Source organism: Pseudosulfitobacter koreensis, from assembly GCF_024733015.1.
GTDB classification, from domain to species: Bacteria; Pseudomonadota; Alphaproteobacteria; order Rhodobacterales; family Rhodobacteraceae; genus Pseudosulfitobacter; species Pseudosulfitobacter koreensis.
Genome location: NZ_JANKJG010000004.1, coordinates 61,608 through 80,746, shown reverse-complemented (window position 1 = coordinate 80,746; position 19,139 = coordinate 61,608). Strand labels below are relative to the sequence as shown.

The window sequence follows — 19,139 nt, the reverse complement described above, 5'->3', positions numbered from 1 at the left end:
CGGTTTTCAATCGAGCGGCCCCGCACAGCGCATCGAAGGCGGCTATGGCAGGCACCGGGTTCAGGGTGCATCCTGGTCAGACGCAAAACGCTCCTTGGGCCGCTCGCGTGTTTTGGGCAAGTTTGGTTCCGGGTGGGCGCAACCGCCGCTTCATCCGTCGTCAGCACCTCATCGCCGGAACCAAGTTCAAGCGATGGATAGATCAGCCCGATACCCATGGTCGTGCTGTCAGTAAGCGCCACATGCGCCGGAAGGACCTTGCGGTAGTTGGCCGCAGCCTAGCGGCTGGCCTCGGTCAACCGATCCCCGTTGAACGGCTTTCTTTACGGGAACCGCGCACCCCGCGAGGAACCAATAGGGTCGTTGTTCGTTAAGTTCACACATCACATGAAATACTGACATCAACTGGAATACTGACAGTCATGGAGGAAAGACAATGGCATGGTCAAAACCGATCATCCGCGAAATCGAATGCGGGATGGAGATCAACATGTACGGCCCCGACGGTGACCGCGATGACGAGGACGGCGTTCTGTTCTGATAATATAGCGCACGGAGCGTCGCATTGACGTTGCGTGCGCTGGTGCTTGGGGCCGCAGCAGGTGGCGGTCTGCCCCAATGGAACTGTGGTTGCGAAAACTGCAACCTTGCCCGTGAAGGTGCGATACCGCCGCAATCTCAATCCTCTTTGGCGTTCAGCACCAGCGGCGCGCAGTGGGCGATCCTCAACGCATCGCCCGATATCCGTGAACAGATACGCTTGGCCCGGCCCCTGCACCCGACAGACAAACGTCAGTCCCCGATTTCTTCTGTCTTGCTGACAAATGGTGACATAGACCACATTGCGGGCCTGCTTACGCTGCGCGAGCAGCAGAGGTTCACCCTGTTCGCGACCCAGGAAATTCACCGGATCATTGCGCAGAACCCGATATTCGAAGCGCTCAATCCGGACTACGTCAGCCGCGTCACCATCGCATTGGATCAACCGGTCGAAATCGCGCCGGGCCTGACTGCGCAGTTGTTCGCCGTGCCCGGCAAGGTGCCCCTGTACCTGGAAAGCGGTGACGTACACACCGATCTGGAAGGGGAACAGACAGTCGGCGTCCACCTGCGCGCTGAGGACAGGAATGCGTTCTATATCCCCGGCTGTGCAGCGATGCGCGACGATTTGAAAGCGCGACTGGAAGGGGCTGACATGGTCTTTTTTGACGGCACCCTTTGGCAGGATGATGAAATGATCCAAGCGGGCCTCAGCCAGAAGACCGGTCGCCGCATGGGCCACATGTCAATGTCCGGTCCTGATGGCTCGATGGCGGCGTTCCAAGATATCGCTGTCGGCCAAAAGGCCTTCGTCCACATGAACAATACCAACCCCGTCTTTCGACCCAACTCGGCGGAGCGGCAGCAGGTCGAAGCGGCAGGCTGGATTGTAGCGCATGACGGGATGGAGCTGGAGATATGAGCGCCGGACGTGCAAACTTCGAGAAGCGCTTGCGTCAGATCGGTGCAGAGCGCTACCACGACAAGCATCCCTTTCATCAATTGCTGCATTCTGGCGGATGTACGCCGGATCAGGTCCGCGCCTGGGTCATCAACAGATTTTATTATCAGGCCCGCATCCCGATGAAGGATGCCGCATTCATGAGCCGCGTCGACGACCCCGCACTGCGTCGCGCTTGGCGGTCGCGGATCGAGGACCATGACGGCACAGACGAGGACGAGGGCGGCATCGCGCGTTGGCTGCGGCTTGCCGATGCCGTGGGTTTGGACCGACAGTATGTGGCCAGTGCGCGCGGCGTGTTGCCAGCCACACGCTTTGCCGTCGATGCCTATGTGCGGTTCGTCCGCGACGAACCTCTGCTGGAGGCGGTCGCAGCCTCCTTGACTGAGCTTTTTGCCCCCAGGATTCATGCCGCACGGATCGAAGGCCTGCTGGCACATTACGACTTTGCCGATGACAGCAGCCTGTCGTATTTCCGCAATCGTCTGAATGAGGCGCCCAAGGATGTCGCATTCGGGCTTTCCTGGGTTCTTGATCGCGCGGACACCGACGAAAAACAGGATGCGGCAGCGGCGGCATTGGAATTCAAGACGGATGTGCTTTGGGCGCAGTTGGACGCACTGCATGGTGCGTATGTGGTGCCCGCCCGCATACCGCCGGGCGCGTGGATACCGGGCACGCATCTGGTGTCCGGAACAGCATGACGGATACCGCCCCGGATATTGACCGCGATGCGGTTCCCAAGGTTCTGCGCGGCGTGCGGCTGCACGACGACAAGGTCCGTCGGAAAATCGTGCTTCTCGCTCCGGAACGGGTCATCGACCTCGACCCTATCGGGCTCGCGATCATGCAGCAGATTGATGGGCAAAAAAGTCTGCGGCAGATCATCGACCGCCTCGCGTCCCTCTACGATGCCCCGGCAGAGCAAATTGGCGATGACGTCAAAGGTTTCATCAAAGGCCTCGTTGACCGCCGAATTCTGGAGTTGAAAGTATGAATGTTCCCGCGCCGATCGCGATGCTGGCAGAACTGACCTATCGCTGCCCACTGTCCTGTCCCTATTGCTCGAACCCGCTCGAGATGGCCGCAAGGGAGACGGAGCTGTCGACAGAGGATTGGGTGGAGGTTTTCGAGCAGGCAGCGGCGCTTGGCGTGCTGCAATTGCATCTGTCAGGCGGTGAGCCTGCAGCGCGCCGCGATCTGGTCGACCTGGTGGCGGCGGCACGCACAGCGGGTCTTTACACCAACCTCATCACCTCGGGTCTGGGCCTTACCCAAAAGCGGCTGGCTGAGCTGGACGCGGCAGGACTGGATCATGTGCAATTGTCGCTGCAAGGCACGGATGCGGATATGGCCGACCGCATCGGCGGTTATGAAGGTGGGTTCAAACGCAAGATGCAGGCGGCGGAATGGATCGTCGACGCGGGCTTTCCGCTGACGCTGAATGTCGTCGTGCACCGCCAGAACCTGCATCAGTTGCCGCAGGCGATTGACATGGCCGTTGCCATGAAGGCGCGGCGCATCGAAGTCGCAATGGTGCAGTTCCACGGCTGGGCCATGCTCAACCGCGGTGCGATGATGCCGACCCGCGCGCAGGCTGACGAGGCCAGCCGGATTGTGGTCGAGGCGCGGGCACGGCTCGAAGGGCAGCTGGTCATTGATTACGTCCCGGCGGATTATCACGGCGACTATCCGAAACGCTGCATGGGGGGATGGGGGATGTCAGGCTTGAACATCACACCGGACGGGAAAGTGCTTCCCTGCCACGCGGCGCAGACCATCCCCACGCTCAGCTTCGACAACGTCAGGGAAACGCCCTTGGCAGAGATCTGGTATCATGGAGATGTCTTTAACGCCTATCGCGGCGAGGACTGGATGCAGGAGCCTTGCAAGACCTGCGACCGGCGCAAACTGGACTTCGGCGGCTGCAGGTGTCAGGCGATGGCCATCGTCGGCGACCCTGCTGCGACCGATCCGACCTGCATCAAATCTCCGATGCACGGTAGACTGCAGCAACTGGCACAGGAATTATCTGCGGATGAAACGGCTGAACTTGTATACCGCAAAAGCCCGTGAGCAGTACCAAGGGTTGTCTCGTCAGACATGGCTTCGCAAAGCAACCGGATCGGCATCAAGGCCGCTGCGATAATACTTGATCGCGGAATTTTCTGGAGAGCAGGTCGAAGCCGCAGGCTGTGGCAATCGCACCGACCAAAAGCAGGAGGTACCGATGACACAAAAGCCCGACAGAGACATCGAGAAAGACTATCCCCTTCCCGAATTCATCGAGAAGCTCCGGCGGCTCGCTGACGCACTCGAGCAGGGAAAGCGGTTCGAAATACAGATTGCGGGAGAGCGGATTTCCGTTCCAGTCCGCGCCTCTTTCAACATCGAACATGAACGGGGTCAGGGCCAGGAAGAGATCGAGTTCCAGATCAAGTGGGTCGTGGAGTAGCCGGTAAAGCGAGAACTGAGTTACTCACGCGTTTCCAAACCTGCGTCGTGCAACTATGATCACGGCGGTCACTGAGCTCAGTGCCAGCGCAAGCACGATATCGTCGAGCATGAGGCCCGCGCCGCCGGGAACGGCCTCGATCCCACTGAAGGGCCACGGCTTGATACGGTCGAAGCTCAGGAAGAACACGGCAAAAATGGCACCACAGATCCATCGGGGTCGGCCAAGCAGAGCCATTCCTGCCAGATAGCCTGCCACCTCATCAACGACGATGCGGCGGTCATCCTTGACTGAAAGCAGCGTCTCCCATGCATCCGCTGCCCAGAAGCCGACCAAGCCAACCGCTATTGCCACCAGGGCGAGCGTCATCGGAGCGCGGCCAGACAGAAAAACTGCCAGCGGCCAGACGCTGGCCACTGCCAATCCCGCCCGAACCGGCTCCAGAAATCCAGCGCCGAACCAACTCCCCAGCAGGATCTGAAGATGATTTGCCAGCGTGGCGGTTTCCGGCAGAACGTTTCCCTGAGCAAGTGAGAGCATAAAGCGTTTCCCGTCCGTCTTTGGTGCCAGAAATTTCCCCTGCCGAAAAAGCCCAGGTCTGTCGGCCTCCGTCAGAACGGCGTTGAGTCGGAACTAATGTCGCCTGTCCGTGTTTTCCAATCATACAAACATGAAAAAGGGTTTCGATGCTGCGTGTCCAAGCGATCCTATCCATCGTCAGCCCGAAGGTGGCGTCATCGCGTCCCCCCCTGTAACACGATCAGAAGGACGATAATCATGAACATGTTCCGCTTCTCCTCGGCTTTGGCGTTTGCCGTGACAGCCGGTTCGGTCGCCCTGGCGCAAGTACAGACGGTCAATACCGCCACAGGCGCAATCAAGGTCGAGAATGTGGCTGGCGGCCTCGAACATCCGTGGGGCATGGCCTTTCTGCCGGATGGGCGGATGCTGGTGACCGAACTGCCGGGCGATCTGGTCATAGTATCGCCAGACGGAACCGTTTCCCCGCCGATTCAAGGCACACCGGAGGTCTTCGCGCAGGGTCAGGGCGGCCTGATGGACGTGGCGCTTGATCCCGATTTCGCCGAAAATCAGCGCGTCTACCTGTCCTTCGCCCAGCCGGGCGACGGAAACACGGCTGGCACCGCACTTGGACACGGGCGGCTGGTGGATGACCGGATCGAGGACTTCGAGGTCATCTTCGAGCAGGAACCAAAGGTCGACGGCGGCAACCATTTCGGCAACCGCATCATCTTTTCTCCCCAGGGACAGATCTATCTCGCGCTCGGCGAGCGCTTCAAGTTCGAACCGGCGCAAGATCTTTCAAGCCACCTTGGCACAATCGTCCGGCTCAATCAGGACGGGTCGATCCCCCAAGACAACCCGTTCGTCGGACAGGAAAATGCCAAGGACGCGATCTGGTCTTACGGCCACCGCAACATCGAGGCGGCGGCGATCCATCCCGACACCGGTGATCTCTGGGTCGCCGAGATGGGACCGATGGGCGGCGACGAGTTGAACCCGATCATGTCCGGCGCGAATTACGGCTGGCCGGTCGTCAGTTGGGGCCAGCACTATTCTGGCGAACCGATCCCCGATCCGCCGTCGCAACCGGACTTTGCCGATGCTGTCCATCACTGGACTCCGGTCATCTCACCATCGGGCATGATTTTTTATGACGGCAGCCTTTTTCCGGAATGGCAGGGTGACGCCTTTATCGGCGGGCTATCGAGCCGCGAATTGGTCCGCGTGGAACTGGACAGCGCCGAGTTCGTCTCAGAAGAGCGTATTCCCCTCGGGGCGCGCATCCGCGAGGTCGAGCAAGGTCCCGACGGCGCGATTTATGTCCTCACCGATCAGAGCGATGGGAACGTCTGGCGGATCAGCCCTCTCGAGTGAGGCGGACCCGAAGGTTCGCGGACACACCCGGAAACGGCGTGACCGCGTCGATCAACGCCCGGTCGCACACGTGATGCTCTCAGCCCCACGACGCGCGCCTTAGGCCGACAGGGGGCAACCCCCCAAATCAATCAGCGCCACGCACCTCGAACGGGGTATCGGGATCGGGGCGGATGAATTTCTGCACCGCCCAGACCGCCACCGCGCCACCGACGCCGATCATGTCGGTATAGATGCCACCCTCGATCATGAACAACGCGAAGATGCCGATGGCGATGCGCAACCACCAGACCGTGCGCCCGCCGATGAACCAGCCCTGCACCGCAGCCGACAGCAGATAGACCCCGACGACGGCGGTGATCGCCGCGCGGATGACCTCGGGCCATGTGCCGTCCATCAGCAGCGCGGAGTTGTAAAAGAACATGAAGGGCACGACGAAGGCCGTGATGCCGATCTTGAACGACGCCACCGACGTGGCCATCGGGTTCGCTCCGGAAATCCCCGCAGCCGCGTAGCTCGCCAGCGCAACCGGCGGTGTGATCGAACTGACGACGGCAAAGTAGAACACGAAGAAATGTGCGGTCAGCGGCGGAATGCCCAGGTTGGTCAGACCGGGTGCCACGACGCTTGCGGCCACGGCGTAGGCGGCGGTGGTCGGCATCCCCATCCCCAGCAGGATGGCGATCAGCATGGCAAAGAACAGCGCGGCAAGCTCGGATGCGCCCGCAATCCCCAGCAACAGCGAGGAGAACCGCGCGCCGACCCCGGTCAGGGCGATGACGCCCACGATGATGCCCGCGCAGGCGCACACGATGATGATCTGGATCGCCATCGTACCGGCCAGCTCGAACGCCTTGCCGATCTCACGAAATCCCATGCGGTAGGGGGTCAGCCACGACACGACGGCCGCCGAAACGGTGGCAAGCGTTCCCGCCCGGATCACCGAATAGCCCATGAACAGTGCCGCAATCAGGATGATGATGGGGAAGAACAGATAGGCTTGCTTGATCAGCTTGCGCAGCTTGGGCAATTCGTCCGAGCGCATCCCGCGCATGCCCAGCTTTGCCGCCTCGAAATCGACCATGAAATAGATCGACACGAAATACAAAAGCGCCGGAATGATCGCGGCAAGGGCAATCTCGGTATAAGGAATGCCGGTCACCTCGGCCATGATGAACGCGCCGGCACCCATGATCGGCGGCATGATCTGCCCCCCCGTCGAGGCCGCAGCCTCGACCGCACCGGCGGTCGTGGGCTTGTAGCCCACCCGCTTCATCAGCGGAATCGTAAGCGAGCCGGTTGCAACCACGTTGCCCGCCGACGTGCCGTTGATCATCCCCATCAGGCCGCTGGCAAAGATCGACACCTTCGCAGGGCCGCCACGCGAACGCCCCGCCGCCGCGAAAGCGAAGTTGATGAAGTAGTCACCGACCTTCGATGCCGACAGGAACGCGGCGAAGATGATGAACAGGATGATATAGGTCGACGACACCGCCGTCGTCGGTCCCAGGATACCTGCATCCGTATAGACCTGGCTGAAGAAACGCTGCCACGAGATGACCGGCGAATTCAGGAAACCCGGAAGATGCTGTCCGGTAAAGACATAAGCCAGAAAGACCACCGAGATGATCACCAACGCCAGACCCGCGACGCGGCGCGTCAACTCGAGGATCAGCGCCACGCCCGCGACGGCGGCCAGCGAGATCCCGATCGGCGCAAATGGCGTCCCGGTCGAGTTGCGCATCAAGGTGCCGTAGATCGTGATCAGGTAGACCGCAACTGCGGCGGCGCAGATCCCCAGCACGATGTCGGGTGCCGCGATGCCGTCGCGCTGCTTGCGGTGAAACCAGCTCAGCACGATGCCGCCGCCGGTCGCCACGATCAGCGGCACGCCGTACCACCAGATCTCGCGGTTGCGAATGCCCCCGTCCATGCCGTTCCACATCGCCCCGTTGGCGATCTCGACACTGAACGAAAGTGCCACACCCAGCGACACCAGCGCCAGCACCGCCAGCAGCCACGCGGGCAGATTCAGCGCACGGGACTCGCCGCTTTTGTCTTCGGCAAAAGGCCGCGCCGAATAGAGCAAGAAGCCCAGGAAGAGCGCACCTGCCACGTGAAGTATGCGGAAATTCCATGTCTCCATCGGAAACGTCGGCAGCAGCGGAAGCTCGACGCCGGTCCACCGTTCAATCGACAGCCCGTTCAGCGCCGCCATGTGCAGCGCGGCATAAAGCCCCGAGAACCAGGCAACCGTTGTAAGACGCCACCCGGAAAAGTCGCGCCGGTTCGCCTCGACGGGCTCTTCATCGGCGCCCTCGGAAATGACCCCGCCACTTTCGGCAAAGCCACCGGCCTCCAGCTCTGGCTTGTTCTTCTCGGGGTCGTCGTTCAGTCCGGCCATCGGGTGCCTCCAGCTCCTGCCTGTCGCAGGTTCACCGGCAAGCGCGCCGGAATACTTGAAATCTGAATACGGATCGGATCAGCTCCGATCCCGGCAAAGAACTGCCCCGCATGGGCGGGGCAGTCTTCAAGGTTCAGTTTGCGGAATAGATCCGGTCATCCGGAATGTCGGCACCGGCGTTCTCGCGGAACCAGCGTGCGGCACCGGGGTGCCACATCATCACGGTGTTCTTGTTCCAGTTCTCGGGCAGCGTTTCCTTGGCAGAGCCGTGGATGTTCATCATCCGCGCATTGTCCGACATCACGATGTCTGTCGCCGCGTAGACAAAGCTTTCGGGAAGCTCGCAGTTTGCAATCGCGAAGTTCCACATCGCAACCGACTGCATGTCGCGCTCCAGCGTGGAATAGGTCGCGGCCGGAATCTCGTATTCCGCGACGGGGAATTCCTCGATCACCTGCGTGCGCTCTTCATCGGTAAAGTCGATGAAGTTGACCTCCGCCTGCACTTCGATCTGGCTGATCGCCGGGGTCGGAATGCCCACGGCGAATGCAACCGCGTCCAGCAGACCATCCTGAAGCTGGCCGCCAAGGTCGTCCCAACCGCCGTTGCGGCGGTCAAAGTTCACGCCGAGCGCTTCCAGCATCGCCGGGAAATACGTGTCCGAAGTGGAACCGGCAGGGCCGAAACCGATGCGCGCACCGTCGGGAATGCTCTCGATCGAGCTGATCCCCGAAGAGGTCAGCGCCGCCATCGAGAACGGTGTCTGGTACATCGGGAACATCGCGCAGGCGTTGGTCATCTGCAGACCGGGCGCGATCGGGTTGGTCCCTTCGATCGATTCACGTGCAGGGCCCATCGTGGTCATGCCGAACGCGGCATCGCCGGTGTGCACCAGCGCCATGTTCTGCATCGGTCCGCCGGTCACTTCGCCGCCGCCGGAAATCCCAAGCTGTTCCCCCACCAGGTTCGCCCATCCCGAGCCGTAGACGAAGAACGTGCCGCCCTGCGACGCAGTGCCCACCGTAAAGCTGCTTGGCCAGTCCGTCCGGTCCAGGTCAGCGTAATTGGCGCTTTGCGCATATGTCATGGTTGCCGAAATCGCTGCGATCACAGCAAAAGATAGGGTAGTTTTCATGGTGATGTCCCCTCCACAGGCTCAATGAATTGGTCACTTGGCGCCGCGCAGGACTTGATCTTGTCCCCTGCGAAAGTCGCAGTACAGCAAAGGTCGCAGCACCATTGCCCAGAGGTGTATCATGCCGATAATCGACACAAGCGCAACCCCGCCCATGCACGGGTGATCTGCATTAAACCACTGTATGAAAAGGCGCCTGCGCCCCGATGCCGGCCAACCGCCCCACCCGGCCTGACGCGGCGGAAACAGCGTGTCGTACCCCCCGGGTGAACACGTAGGCCTAGACCATGCAGAAGCCCGCAAATGCCACCTCTTCGCATGTGCTCTGCCTCGGGCGGTGTAGCCCAGTCAGTAGGCCAATCGGTAGGCCAGATAGCCACCTGTCAGCAGTGCCAGCGTCTCAGTTAGGACGCACCCGTCTCAGGCTTGCCGAAAATTAAAGCCTTGAAATATAATAATAATTTCAATTCCGGGGACGCGCTCGCCAAACTTGGACCCCCACGTCCCAGTTTCACACCCAGACCCGAGACCGCAGCCACGGCTCAGGCGCCAGCCAAACGCTGCAGCGCCGGTGCCACCGGCGGATACGGTCCGCCGGCGCTCTTGAATATATAGAGTAGCAGGTCGCGCCCTGTGGGCCGTCAGGCCATGCCGCCGTCGATCAGCCCCCTGGCGATCTTGGCGTAGGCTTCGGCCATCGGGCCTTCGCCTGCGGCTACGGGCGTGCCGTTGTCGCCTGCAAGCCGCGTTTCCAGATCAATCGGCAAGGCCCCCAGCAGGGGCACACCCATCTTCTGCGCTTCGGCGGCGACACCGCCGGTGCCGAAGATCTCGTGTTGGGCACCGCAATCGGGGCAGACGAACATCGACATGTTCTCGATCAGGCCCAGCACCGGAGTTTTCAGCGTCTTGAACATGTCCAGCGCCTTGCGCGCGTCGATCAGGGCGACGTCCTGCGGGGTGCTGACCACGATGGCCCCGGTCAGTTCGGATTTGGTGCAGAGCGTCAACTGCACGTCGCCGGTGCCGGGGGGCAGATCGACCAGAAGCACGTCCAGCTCGCCCCACTGCACCTGGCCCAGCATCTGCTGCAATGCGCCCATCAGCATGGGACCGCGCCAGACGACGGCCTTGCCCTCTTCCATCATGAAGCCGATGGACATCAGCGTGACGCCGTGCGCCTGCAAGGGGATGATGGTCTTGCCGTCGGGCGACGCGGGGCGCTTGTTCACGCCCATCATACGCGGCTGCGAGGGACCATAAATATCCGCATCGAGCAGGCCGACCTTTCGCCCCTGCCTTGCAAGCGCCACGGCAAGGTTGGACGAGACGGTGGATTTGCCGACGCCGCCCTTGCCCGAGCCAATGGCCAGGATGCGCTGCACGCCGGAGGGTTTGGTCGGGCCGTCCTGCGGTTTGGGGTGGCCTCCGATCTTGAGGCTGGGCGGAGGGGTCGACGGCTTGGCGGCGGGGCCGTGGGCGGTCAGCGCCACCTGCACACTGTCCACACCCGGCACGGCGGCGACGGCGGCCTGGGCCGCTTCGCGCACCGGGGTCATGGCTTGCGCGGCTTCGGGTGTTGGGGCTTCGATCACGAAGCGCACGGCGGCGCCGTCGATCTGGATGGCTCGAATCATATCGCGGCTGACCAGGTCGCCGCCGTCGGGCAGGCTGACTCGTTTCAAGGCGGCGGTGATCAGATCAGCTGTGGGTGTCATGTATAAACTCCGTTCAGACCCAGTGTTGTGGCACTTCCGCCCGCAGGTGCAACCCCTATCGGCGACTGTGCACGGTCCTTGGGCAGTTTGCGAAAATAGGTCAGCTTTTCCTATGCAATTGCTGCATGGCAGCATTGTTGATACGTCTATTGTGCAAGCGCAGCATATCGCTAAATTGAGGTCAACACGAACGCAAACGAACACGAAACACACATCCGAGGCACCGACGAACATGGCCTACATGAACCAGACCACAACTTACAGCAGCCTGACCGAGCGTCTGCTGGCATCCACAGCCCGTATTCTGGACGCAGCCGCAGCGCGCCAAGCGCAGCGCGCCGTCTACCGCAAGACATTCAACGAACTTGCAGGCCTGAGCGATCGCGATCTTGCTGATCTCGGCCTGCACCGTTCCAACATCCGCCGCATCGCTGCAGAGACAGCCTACGGCGCCTGAGTTCAAGAGTTCGGACGTTTCCACCTCCTCCCGGAAACGTTCGTCACGACGCGGCGGCATCTCTCCTCCTCCCTGATGCCGCCGCACAAATTCCCCGATCAGACGGGGATACGACATCGCTGCAGGGTCTTTCCTCCTCCCTGACCTGCGCAGTGACTAACGCGGCGACACCGCTCCTCCCTCAGGTGTCGTCGCACAGGATACCCCGGTCAAACGGGGGTACGGCACCGCCACTTGGGTCTTTCCTCCTCCCTGACCCGGTGGTGAACAAGGCGGCGGCCCCCTCCTCCCGGGTGTCGTCGCACCTTCTACCCCGATCATACGGGGATACGGCATCGCCACTTGGCCTCTCCTCCTCCCTGGCCCGGTGGTGAAACACAGCGACGCTTTCTCCTCCCGAGTGTCGTCGCAACCTATGATCGTCGGGCCCTCTCCTCCTCCCTGGTCCTGACGATTACCAAGACGGCGGTCCCATCCTCCCGGGGCCGCCGTTTTTTTTGTGTTTTGTCAGGTTTGGAGTTCGGAGTTCGGAGCTTGAGGCGCTGCGCGTCTAATGCACCACGCGCCGCCCGGCAGCACCACCGCGGCGCTGGGGCGCGGGCACGAGGCGTGTCGCCGCTTCGATATGATCGAGAAAGGCGCTGACGGCAGGCCCTGGATTGTCGTCTTCCCAGTTTGCCAGCACATCGCGCGCCGCCTGTCTGGGCCGCACGTCCTGCGGCAGGGTGAACACCCATTCGAGAAACCCCGCCCGCGCCGCCGCGTCGCCGTCGGCACTGGCTCCGACACCGGCATCATCCAGATCGGCAAGCCCTGCCACGATTCTTGAAAACATCTTTTGACCTTTCCCGTCACGCCCCGTGACGCATTCAATTGGGCGGAAGGGTCCGGAAGGGCAGTGAGGGAAAAGCGCCCGCACAAAAGCCGCATCCATCGCCACCCGCGATTCACGTATCACCAAGGCTGGTTTCCGGGCTTGGGGCGGGTGACCTTGCGGCCTGCTCTCGGCACCTTCCCGGAGGTTTCCCCCAGTGGCCTTGCCAATCGCATCCCACCCTCACCGTTGCGGGGGCAGCGCCGGCTTCTCACCGGCTTCCCAATTCTCCGCCCGTGGGCGGCACCTTGGATCTTCAGACTATTTGGCGCGGTGATTCAGGGCAAGCCCAAACGCTGCAGGCGCGTGATCATTTGCGCCCGCCTGCGGGTTCAAAAGGGCCCCGCCCGCCTGCAGGCTTAAAACGGAACGTCGTCGGTGCCGGTGATGAACTTCGACACGACCTTCTTGGTGCCCGCCTTTTCAAAGTCGATCTCAAGCTTGTCGCCTTCGATCCCAACCACCGCGCCATAGCCGAACTTTTGGTGAAACACGCGTTCGCCCACGGTAAAGCTGCTGACCGCGCTGGCGTCGATGGTCGTGTTGCGCTGTTCGCGCGGTTGGCTCACCGACCGGTCCTGGCTGCGCGCCTGCAACCGTCGCCATCCAGGCGAGTTGTAGACATTGGCATCGGCCGCAGCTTCGTGCAGGCGGGATTTGACACCGGCCATGCCCGCAGCGCCGTAGTTGCCGCCGTGCAGTCCCGGCGGGGTCAGCACATCGACATGGTCGGCGGGCAGTTCGTCGATAAAGCGCGACGGCAACGCCGATTGCCACTGGCCAAAGACAAAGCGGTTCGAGACGAAGGAAATCGTGCAGACTTCCTCGGCGCGGGTGATGCCGACGTAAGCCAGGCGGCGTTCTTCCTCGAGCCCCTTGACCCCGCTTTCGTCCATCGAGCGTTGCGAGGGGAACAGGCCATCTTCCCAGCCGGGCAGGAAGACCATCGGAAACTCCAGCCCCTTGGCCGCGTGCAGGGTCATGATGCTGACCTTTGCGCCTTCGGCTTCCTGTTCGTTGTCCATGATCAGGCTGACGTGCTCGAGAAACCCTTGCAGGTTCTCGAAGTTGTGCAACTGGTTGATCAGTTCCTTGAGGTTTTCCAGCCGCCCCGGCGCCTCGGGCGTCTTGTCGTTCTGCCAGTGGGCGGTATAGCCGCTGTCGTCGAGGATGATTTCGGCCAGTTCGATATGGTTGTAGTCGGGGGCTGCGTCGGTTTCCGTGTCCACCACAGAATCGTCGTCGTCCATGATCCGGGTGCCGCTGGCGCGCATCATGGCGGACCAGCGGTCGATCCCCTCGACCAGCTTGCGCAATTCGCCCGCGCCCTTGCCCTTGATCAACCCCTGCTCGACCGCCAGCCGCGCCCCTTCGACCAGGTTGACGCCGTTGGCGCGCGCGGTGATCTGGATGGTCTGCTGCGCCTTGTCACCAAGACCGCGCTTGGGGGTGTTCACGATCCGCTCGAACGCGAGGTCGTTGTCGTTGGACACCACGATGCGGAAATAGGCCATCGCGTCGCGGATTTCCAAACGCTCGTAGAAGCGCGGGCCGCCGATGACGCGGTAGGGCAGACCGATGGTCAGGAACCGATCCTCGAAGGCACGCATCTGGTGCGAGGCGCGGACCAGGATGGCAATTTCGTCAAGGCTCATTTCGCGCAAACCGCGCGTGCCGCGCTGTGCCGCCTCGATTTCCTCGCCGATCCAGCGGGCCTCTTCCTCGCCGTCCCAGTGGCCGATCAGGCGGACAAGTTCGCCTTCGGTCTCTTCGGTCCACAGCGTCTTGCCCAGACGGTTGGAGTTGCCCGCGATCACGCCCGAGGCAGCCGCGAGGATATGCGGGGTCGAGCGGTAGTTCTGTTCCAGCCGGACCACATGCGCGCCGGGAAAATCCTTTTCGAAGCGCAGGATGTTGCCCACTTCGGCCCCGCGCCAGCCATAGATCGACTGGTCATCGTCACCTACGCAGCAGATGTTCTTGTGCCCGCCCGCCAGCAGCCGCAGCCACAGGTACTGGGCGACGTTGGTGTCCTGATACTCGTCCACGAGGATGTATTTGAACCAGCGCTGATACTGCTCCAGAACATCTGGCCGAGTTTGAAAAATCGTGACCATGTGCATCAGCAGGTCACCAAAATCGACCGCATTTAGTTCCAGTAGTCGCTGTTGATACTGGTGATAAACTTCACCGATATAAACCTTGCCACCCTCACCACCCTCGTCCACTCGTACGAAGGCTTCAGTTAACTTCCAAACGACAGCGCCGCCTTTTCGACCAACTTTTGCAGCTGTTTTGGCTTGGTTTTTATATTTCTCGATTTCCCCAGCAAAAAATCGCGCCGTCCACCGCTTAGTATCAACACCTTCTGCTTCGATGATTTGTTTCAGCAGACGCAGCTGGTCGTCCATGTCGAGAATCGTGAAGTTCGATTTCAGCCCGACCAGTTCCGCGTGACGGCGCAAGAGCTTGACGCAGATGGCGTGGAAGGTGCCCAGCCAGGGCATCCCCTCGATCTGCTGGCCCAGCATCTGGCCCACGCGGTTCTTCATCTCGCGCGCCGCCTTGTTGGTGAAGGTCACCGCCAGCACTTCGTTCGGGCGCGCGCGGCCCGTCATCAGCAAGTGCACGATTCGCGCAGTCAGGGCGCGGGTCTTGCCGGTGCCGGCCCCCGCCAGCATCAGCACGGGGCCGTCCATCTGTTCGACCGCGGCACGCTGGGCGGGGTTCAGACCGTCCAGATAAGGCTGCGGGCGCGCGGCCATGGCGCGGGCGGACAGCGAGGCGCCCTCGAAGGCGTCCATTTCATCGAAATCACTCATGTCCCCTTCTTAAAACGGAACGCGCCCCAAGAAAAGACATGTTCCCAAAATGTTCCGATGCCGGATTTCGGCGTGCATCATTGGCGCAAACCGGGGCTGGAATGGCGCTTTTCACGGCGCGTGGTGCCGGATTTTGACCAAAAGGATGCAGGCGGATGTTCTGCAACCGCCGATAGGGTTCAATGAAGGCATTTCAGGACGGATCGGGGCCGCAAAAGGTGGCAAGCGACTGTACCCTGTGGTCAATTCGTCCTAGACCTTTCGCGACTGCAATTTGTCCGCCAAAATACAAAGGATGCCCATTTTGACCGAGTTCAAGAAGATCCTCATTGCCAACCGTGGCGAAATCGCAATCCGCATCATGCGTGCGGCCAATGAGATGGGCAAAAAGACGGTTGCCGTCTTTGCCGAAGAGGACAAGTTGGGCCTGCACCGGTTCAAGGCGGACGAAGCCTACCGCATCGGCGAGGGCATGGGGCCGGTCGCGGCCTATCTGAGCATCGAGGAAATCATTCGCGTGGCGCGCATGTCGGGGGCGGATGCGATCCACCCCGGTTACGGGCTGTTGTCGGAAAACCCCGATTTCGTCGATGCCTGCGACGCGGCGGGCATCACCTTCATCGGGCCGAAGGCAGAGACCATGCGCGCCCTTGGCGACAAGGCCAGCGCGCGGCGCGTGGCGGTCGAGGCCGGTGTGCCGGTGATCCCGGCCACCGAAGTGCTGGGCACCGACATGGACGCCATCCGCACCGAGGCAGCCGAGGTCGGCTATCCGTTGATGCTGAAGGCATCCTGGGGTGGCGGCGGCCGGGGCATGCGTCCGATCAACGGGCCCGACGAGCTGGAGGAAAAGGTGCAGGAAGGCCGCCGCGAGGCCGAGGCCGCCTTTGGCAACGGCGAGGGCTATCTGGAAAAGATGATCCTGCGCGCGCGCCACGTCGAGGTGCAGATCCTGGGCGACAAGCATGGCGGCATGTACCATCTGTTCGAGCGGGATTGCTCGGTCCAGCGCCGCAACCAGAAGGTGGTCGAGCGTGCTCCTGCCCCGTACCTGACGCCAGAGCAACGCGAGGAGATCTGCGCGCTGGGCTACAAGATCTGCAAGCATGTGGATTATGAATGCGCGGGCACCGTCGAGTTCCTGATGGATATGGACGACGGCCAGTTCTATTTCATCGAGGTCAACCCGCGCGTGCAGGTCGAACATACGGTGACCGAGGAAGTCACCGGCATCGACATCGTGCGCGCGCAGATCCTGATCGCGGAAGGCAAGACCATCGCCGAGGCGACGGGCAAGGACAGCCAGGCGGACGTCACGCTGAACGGTCACGCGCTGCAAACCCGGATCACCACCGAGGACCCGCAGAACAACTTCATCCCCGACTATGGCCGCATCACCGCCTACCGCTCGGCCACCGGTCTGGGCATCCGTCTGGACGGCGGCACCGCCTATTCGGGCGGGGTCATCACCCGCTACTACGACAGCCTGCTGACCAAGGTGACGGCCAAGGCACCGACGCCCGAGATGGCCATCGCCCGCATGGACCGCGCCCTGCGCGAGTTCCGCATTCGCGGCGTCAGCACCAACATCGCGTTCGTGGAAAACCTGCTGAAGCACCCGACGTTCCTGGACTACAGCTATACCACCAAGTTCATCGACACCACGCCCGAGCTGTTCCAGTTCTCGCGCAGGCGCGACCGGGGCACCAAGGTTCTGACCTATATCGCGGATATCACCGTGAACGGTCACCCCGAGACCAAGGACCGGCCCCTGCCCGCCCATGTGCGCGCGCCCAAGGCGCCGGTGCCAATGCAAGAGCCCAGCATGGGCACCCGCAACCTGTTGGAACAACAGGGCGCGCAGGCCGTCGCCGACTGGATGAAGGCCCAAGAACAGCTGCTGTTGACCGACACCACCATGCGCGACGGGCACCAGTCGCTGCTGGCGACGCGGATGCGGTCGATCGACATGATCCACGCCGCCCCCGCCTATGCCGCCAACCTGCCGCAGCTGTTCTCGGTCGAATGCTGGGGCGGGGCGACCTTCGACGTGGCCTATCGCTTTTTGCAGGAATGCCCCTGGCAGCGCCTGCGCGATCTGCGCGCGCGGATGCCCAACGTGATGACCCAGATGCTGCTGCGCGGCTCGAACGGAGTGGGCTATACCAACTATCCCGACAACGTGGTGCAGTTCTTTGTAAAGCAGGCCGCCGAGAGCGGCGTCGACGTGTTCCGTGTCTTCGACAGCCTGAACTGGGTCGAGAACATGCGCGTCGCGATGGACGCCGTGGTCGACAGCGGCAAGGTCTGCGAAGGCACGATCTGCTACACCGGCGATCTGTTGAACCCCGACCGCGCGAAATACGACCTGAAGTATTACGTGCAGATGGGTCAGGACCTGAAGGACGCAGGCGCGCATATCCTGGGGCTGAAAGACATGGCCGGCCTGCTGAAGCCTGCCGCGGCCAAGGCGCTGATCGGTGCACTGAAACAAGAGGTCGGCCTGCCGATCCATTTCCACACGCATGACACGTCGGGCGCATCGGCGGCCACGGTGATGGCGGCGGCGGATGCAGGTGTCGATGCTGTCGACGCGGCGATGGACGCGTTTTCGGGCGGCACCTCGCAGCCCTGCCTTGGCTCGATCGTCGAGGCCTTGCGCAATACGCCGCGTGATACCGGGTTGGACATGGCTGCCGTGCGCGAAATGTCGGACTATTGGGAAGGCGTGCGCGCGCAATACGCGGCCTTCGAGAGCGGTCTGATGGCCCCTGCGTCCGAGGTCTACCTGCACGAGATGCCCGGCGGGCAGTTCACCAACCTCAAGGCGCAAGCGCGCTCGCTGGGGCTGGAAGACCGCTGGCACGAGGTGGCGCAGACCTATGCGGACGTAAACCAGATGTTCGGTGATATCGTGAAGGTCACGCCATCGTCCAAGGTGGTCGGTGACATGGCGCTGATGATGGTAAGCCAGGGGCTGACGCGCGCGCAGGTCGAAGACCCCAAGGCCGATGTGGCCTTTCCCGACAGCGTCGTGGACATGATGCGCGGCAATTTGGGCCAGCCTCCGGGCGGGTTCCCTGCGGGCATCCAGAAAAAGGTGCTGAAGGGCGAGACGCCGTCGACCGAGCGTCCCGGAAAGCATCTGAAACCCGTGGACATCGAAGAGACCCGCGCCGCCGTGTCGAAAGAGCTGGGCGGAATCACCATCGATGACGAGGATCTGGCGGGCTACCTGATGTATCCCAAGGTCTTCGTGGATTACATGGAACGCCACGGCACCTATGGCCCCGTGCGGACCCTGCCGACGCATACGTTCTTTTACGGGATGGCCCCCGCCGAAGAGATCAGCGTCGAGATCGACCCCGGCAAGACGATGGAAATCCGTCTGCAGGCAGTCGGCGACACCGGCGAGGACGGCGAGGTCAAGGTGTTCTTTGAACTCAACGGCCAGCCACGCGTGATCCGCGTGCCGAACCGGATGGTCAAGGCCGCGACCCAGCAACGCCCCAAGGCGGAACTGGGCAACCCCAACCACATCGGCGCGCCGATGCCGGGCGTGGTGGCGACGGTGGCCACATCCGCAGGCACGCAGGTCAAGGAAGGCGATCTGCTGTTGACCATCGAAGCGATGAAGATGGAAACCGGCATTCACGCGGAACGCGACGCAACGGTCAAGGCGGTGAACGTCCAACCCGGCAGCCAGATCGACGCCAAGGATCTGTTGATCGAACTGGAGTGAAGACCGCATTCGCGACCTGAAGCCTGTCCCTGCCCGCGATTGTTCGGGCCGGGACACACAACCCGTGCGGTGCGCATCGCGCGTCCCCCTCCCGCCCCCGCGGCAAGATGAACTTTTTTTGACGAACCTCAA

General features: G+C 62.0%; 15 protein-coding genes and 1 riboswitch. Of the genes, 9 read left to right on the top strand and 6 right to left on the bottom strand.

Going from position 1 to position 19,139, the window contains the following annotated elements; all coding sequences use genetic code 11:
* Positions 1-436: 436 nt before the first annotated feature.
* From pqqA to NTA49_RS07370, 6 genes are all read left to right on the top strand, one after another.
* Positions 437-541: a pyrroloquinoline quinone precursor peptide PqqA gene (gene pqqA / locus NTA49_RS07395; protein ID WP_258294046.1), complete on the top strand. Its 105-nt coding sequence runs from the start codon at positions 437-439 to the stop codon at positions 539-541.
* 24 nt (positions 542-565) lie between these two features.
* The gene (pqqB, locus tag NTA49_RS07390) at positions 566-1,462 is read left to right on the top strand and encodes a pyrroloquinoline quinone biosynthesis protein PqqB (protein ID WP_258294045.1); all 897 of its coding nucleotides are present in this window, start codon (positions 566-568) and stop codon (positions 1,460-1,462) included.
* The gene (gene pqqC, locus NTA49_RS07385; protein ID WP_258294044.1) at positions 1,459-2,205 is read left to right on the top strand and encodes a pyrroloquinoline-quinone synthase PqqC; all 747 of its coding nucleotides are present in this window, start codon (positions 1,459-1,461) and stop codon (positions 2,203-2,205) included. The genes pqqB and pqqC overlap by 4 nt, the downstream gene beginning before the upstream one ends.
* Positions 2,202-2,498 (top strand): pyrroloquinoline quinone biosynthesis peptide chaperone PqqD, encoded by a 297-nt coding sequence (gene pqqD, locus NTA49_RS07380; RefSeq protein ID WP_258294043.1) that lies wholly within the window; start codon positions 2,202-2,204, stop codon positions 2,496-2,498. Before pqqC ends, pqqD begins: the two co-directional genes overlap by 4 nt.
* Entirely contained in the window at positions 2,495-3,577 is a 1,083-nt protein-coding gene (pqqE, locus tag NTA49_RS07375) for a pyrroloquinoline quinone biosynthesis protein PqqE (protein ID WP_258294042.1), read from the top strand. Before pqqD ends, pqqE begins: the two co-directional genes overlap by 4 nt.
* A 76-nt stretch (positions 3,578-3,653) precedes the next feature.
* A complete protein-coding gene (locus NTA49_RS07370; protein ID WP_258294041.1) occupies positions 3,654-3,956 on the top strand; it encodes an amphi-Trp domain-containing protein in 303 nt (100 codons plus the stop codon).
* Positions 3,957-3,980: 24 nt separating this feature from the next.
* Here the strand turns inward: NTA49_RS07370 and NTA49_RS07365 are convergent, their stop codons facing one another.
* Positions 3,981-4,496, bottom strand: coding sequence for a phosphatidylglycerophosphatase A family protein (locus NTA49_RS07365; protein WP_258294040.1), 516 nt, complete (start codon positions 4,494-4,496; stop codon positions 3,981-3,983).
* A 237-nt stretch (positions 4,497-4,733) separates the two neighbouring features.
* On the opposite strand from NTA49_RS07365, the gene NTA49_RS07360 reads away from it, so the two are divergent.
* On the top strand, positions 4,734-5,855 hold the full coding sequence (locus NTA49_RS07360) for a PQQ-dependent sugar dehydrogenase (protein ID WP_258294039.1): 1,122 nt from the start codon (positions 4,734-4,736) through the stop codon (positions 5,853-5,855).
* A gap of 127 nt (positions 5,856-5,982) precedes the next feature.
* On the opposite strand, the gene NTA49_RS07355 is transcribed toward NTA49_RS07360, so the two are convergent.
* The 3 genes from NTA49_RS07355 to NTA49_RS07345 all read right to left on the bottom strand — a co-directional run bounded on the left by NTA49_RS07355 (position 5,983) and on the right by NTA49_RS07345 (position 11,112).
* Positions 5,983-8,259: a TRAP transporter permease gene (locus NTA49_RS07355; protein WP_258294038.1), complete on the bottom strand. Its 2,277-nt coding sequence runs from the start codon at positions 8,257-8,259 to the stop codon at positions 5,983-5,985.
* A 133-nt stretch (positions 8,260-8,392) separates the two neighbouring features.
* Positions 8,393-9,394: a TAXI family TRAP transporter solute-binding subunit gene (locus NTA49_RS07350; protein ID WP_258294037.1), complete on the bottom strand. Its 1,002-nt coding sequence runs from the start codon at positions 9,392-9,394 to the stop codon at positions 8,393-8,395.
* 641 nt (positions 9,395-10,035) lie between these two features.
* Entirely contained in the window at positions 10,036-11,112 is a 1,077-nt protein-coding gene (locus NTA49_RS07345) for an Mrp/NBP35 family ATP-binding protein (RefSeq protein WP_258294036.1), read from the bottom strand.
* A 112-nt stretch (positions 11,113-11,224) separates the two neighbouring features.
* On the opposite strand from NTA49_RS07345, the gene NTA49_RS07340 reads away from it, so the two are divergent.
* Positions 11,225-11,569 (top strand): DUF1127 domain-containing protein, encoded by a 345-nt coding sequence (locus NTA49_RS07340; RefSeq protein WP_258294035.1) that lies wholly within the window; start codon positions 11,225-11,227, stop codon positions 11,567-11,569.
* A gap of 550 nt (positions 11,570-12,119) precedes the next feature.
* Here the strand turns inward: NTA49_RS07340 and NTA49_RS07335 are convergent.
* Together NTA49_RS07335 and NTA49_RS07330 are read right to left on the bottom strand one after the other, a co-directional pair.
* Positions 12,120-12,404 carry a hypothetical protein gene (locus NTA49_RS07335; RefSeq protein ID WP_258294034.1) on the bottom strand — a complete coding sequence of 95 codons (285 nt, stop codon included), beginning with the start codon at positions 12,402-12,404 and terminating at the stop codon, positions 12,120-12,122.
* Between the two features lie 109 nt (positions 12,405-12,513).
* A riboswitch (cobalamin riboswitch) is annotated at positions 12,514-12,709 on the bottom strand.
* A 93-nt stretch (positions 12,710-12,802) separates the two neighbouring features.
* Complete coding sequence (locus NTA49_RS07330) at positions 12,803-15,265, bottom strand: ATP-dependent helicase (RefSeq protein WP_258294033.1); 2,463 nt, start codon at positions 15,263-15,265, stop codon at positions 12,803-12,805.
* Positions 15,266-15,569: 304 nt separating this feature from the next.
* Here NTA49_RS07330 and NTA49_RS07325 point away from each other — a divergent pair, with 304 nt between their 5' ends.
* Positions 15,570-19,007: a pyruvate carboxylase gene (locus tag NTA49_RS07325; RefSeq protein ID WP_261368208.1), complete on the top strand. Its 3,438-nt coding sequence runs from the start codon at positions 15,570-15,572 to the stop codon at positions 19,005-19,007.
* The last annotated feature ends 132 nt before the right edge of the window (positions 19,008-19,139 follow it).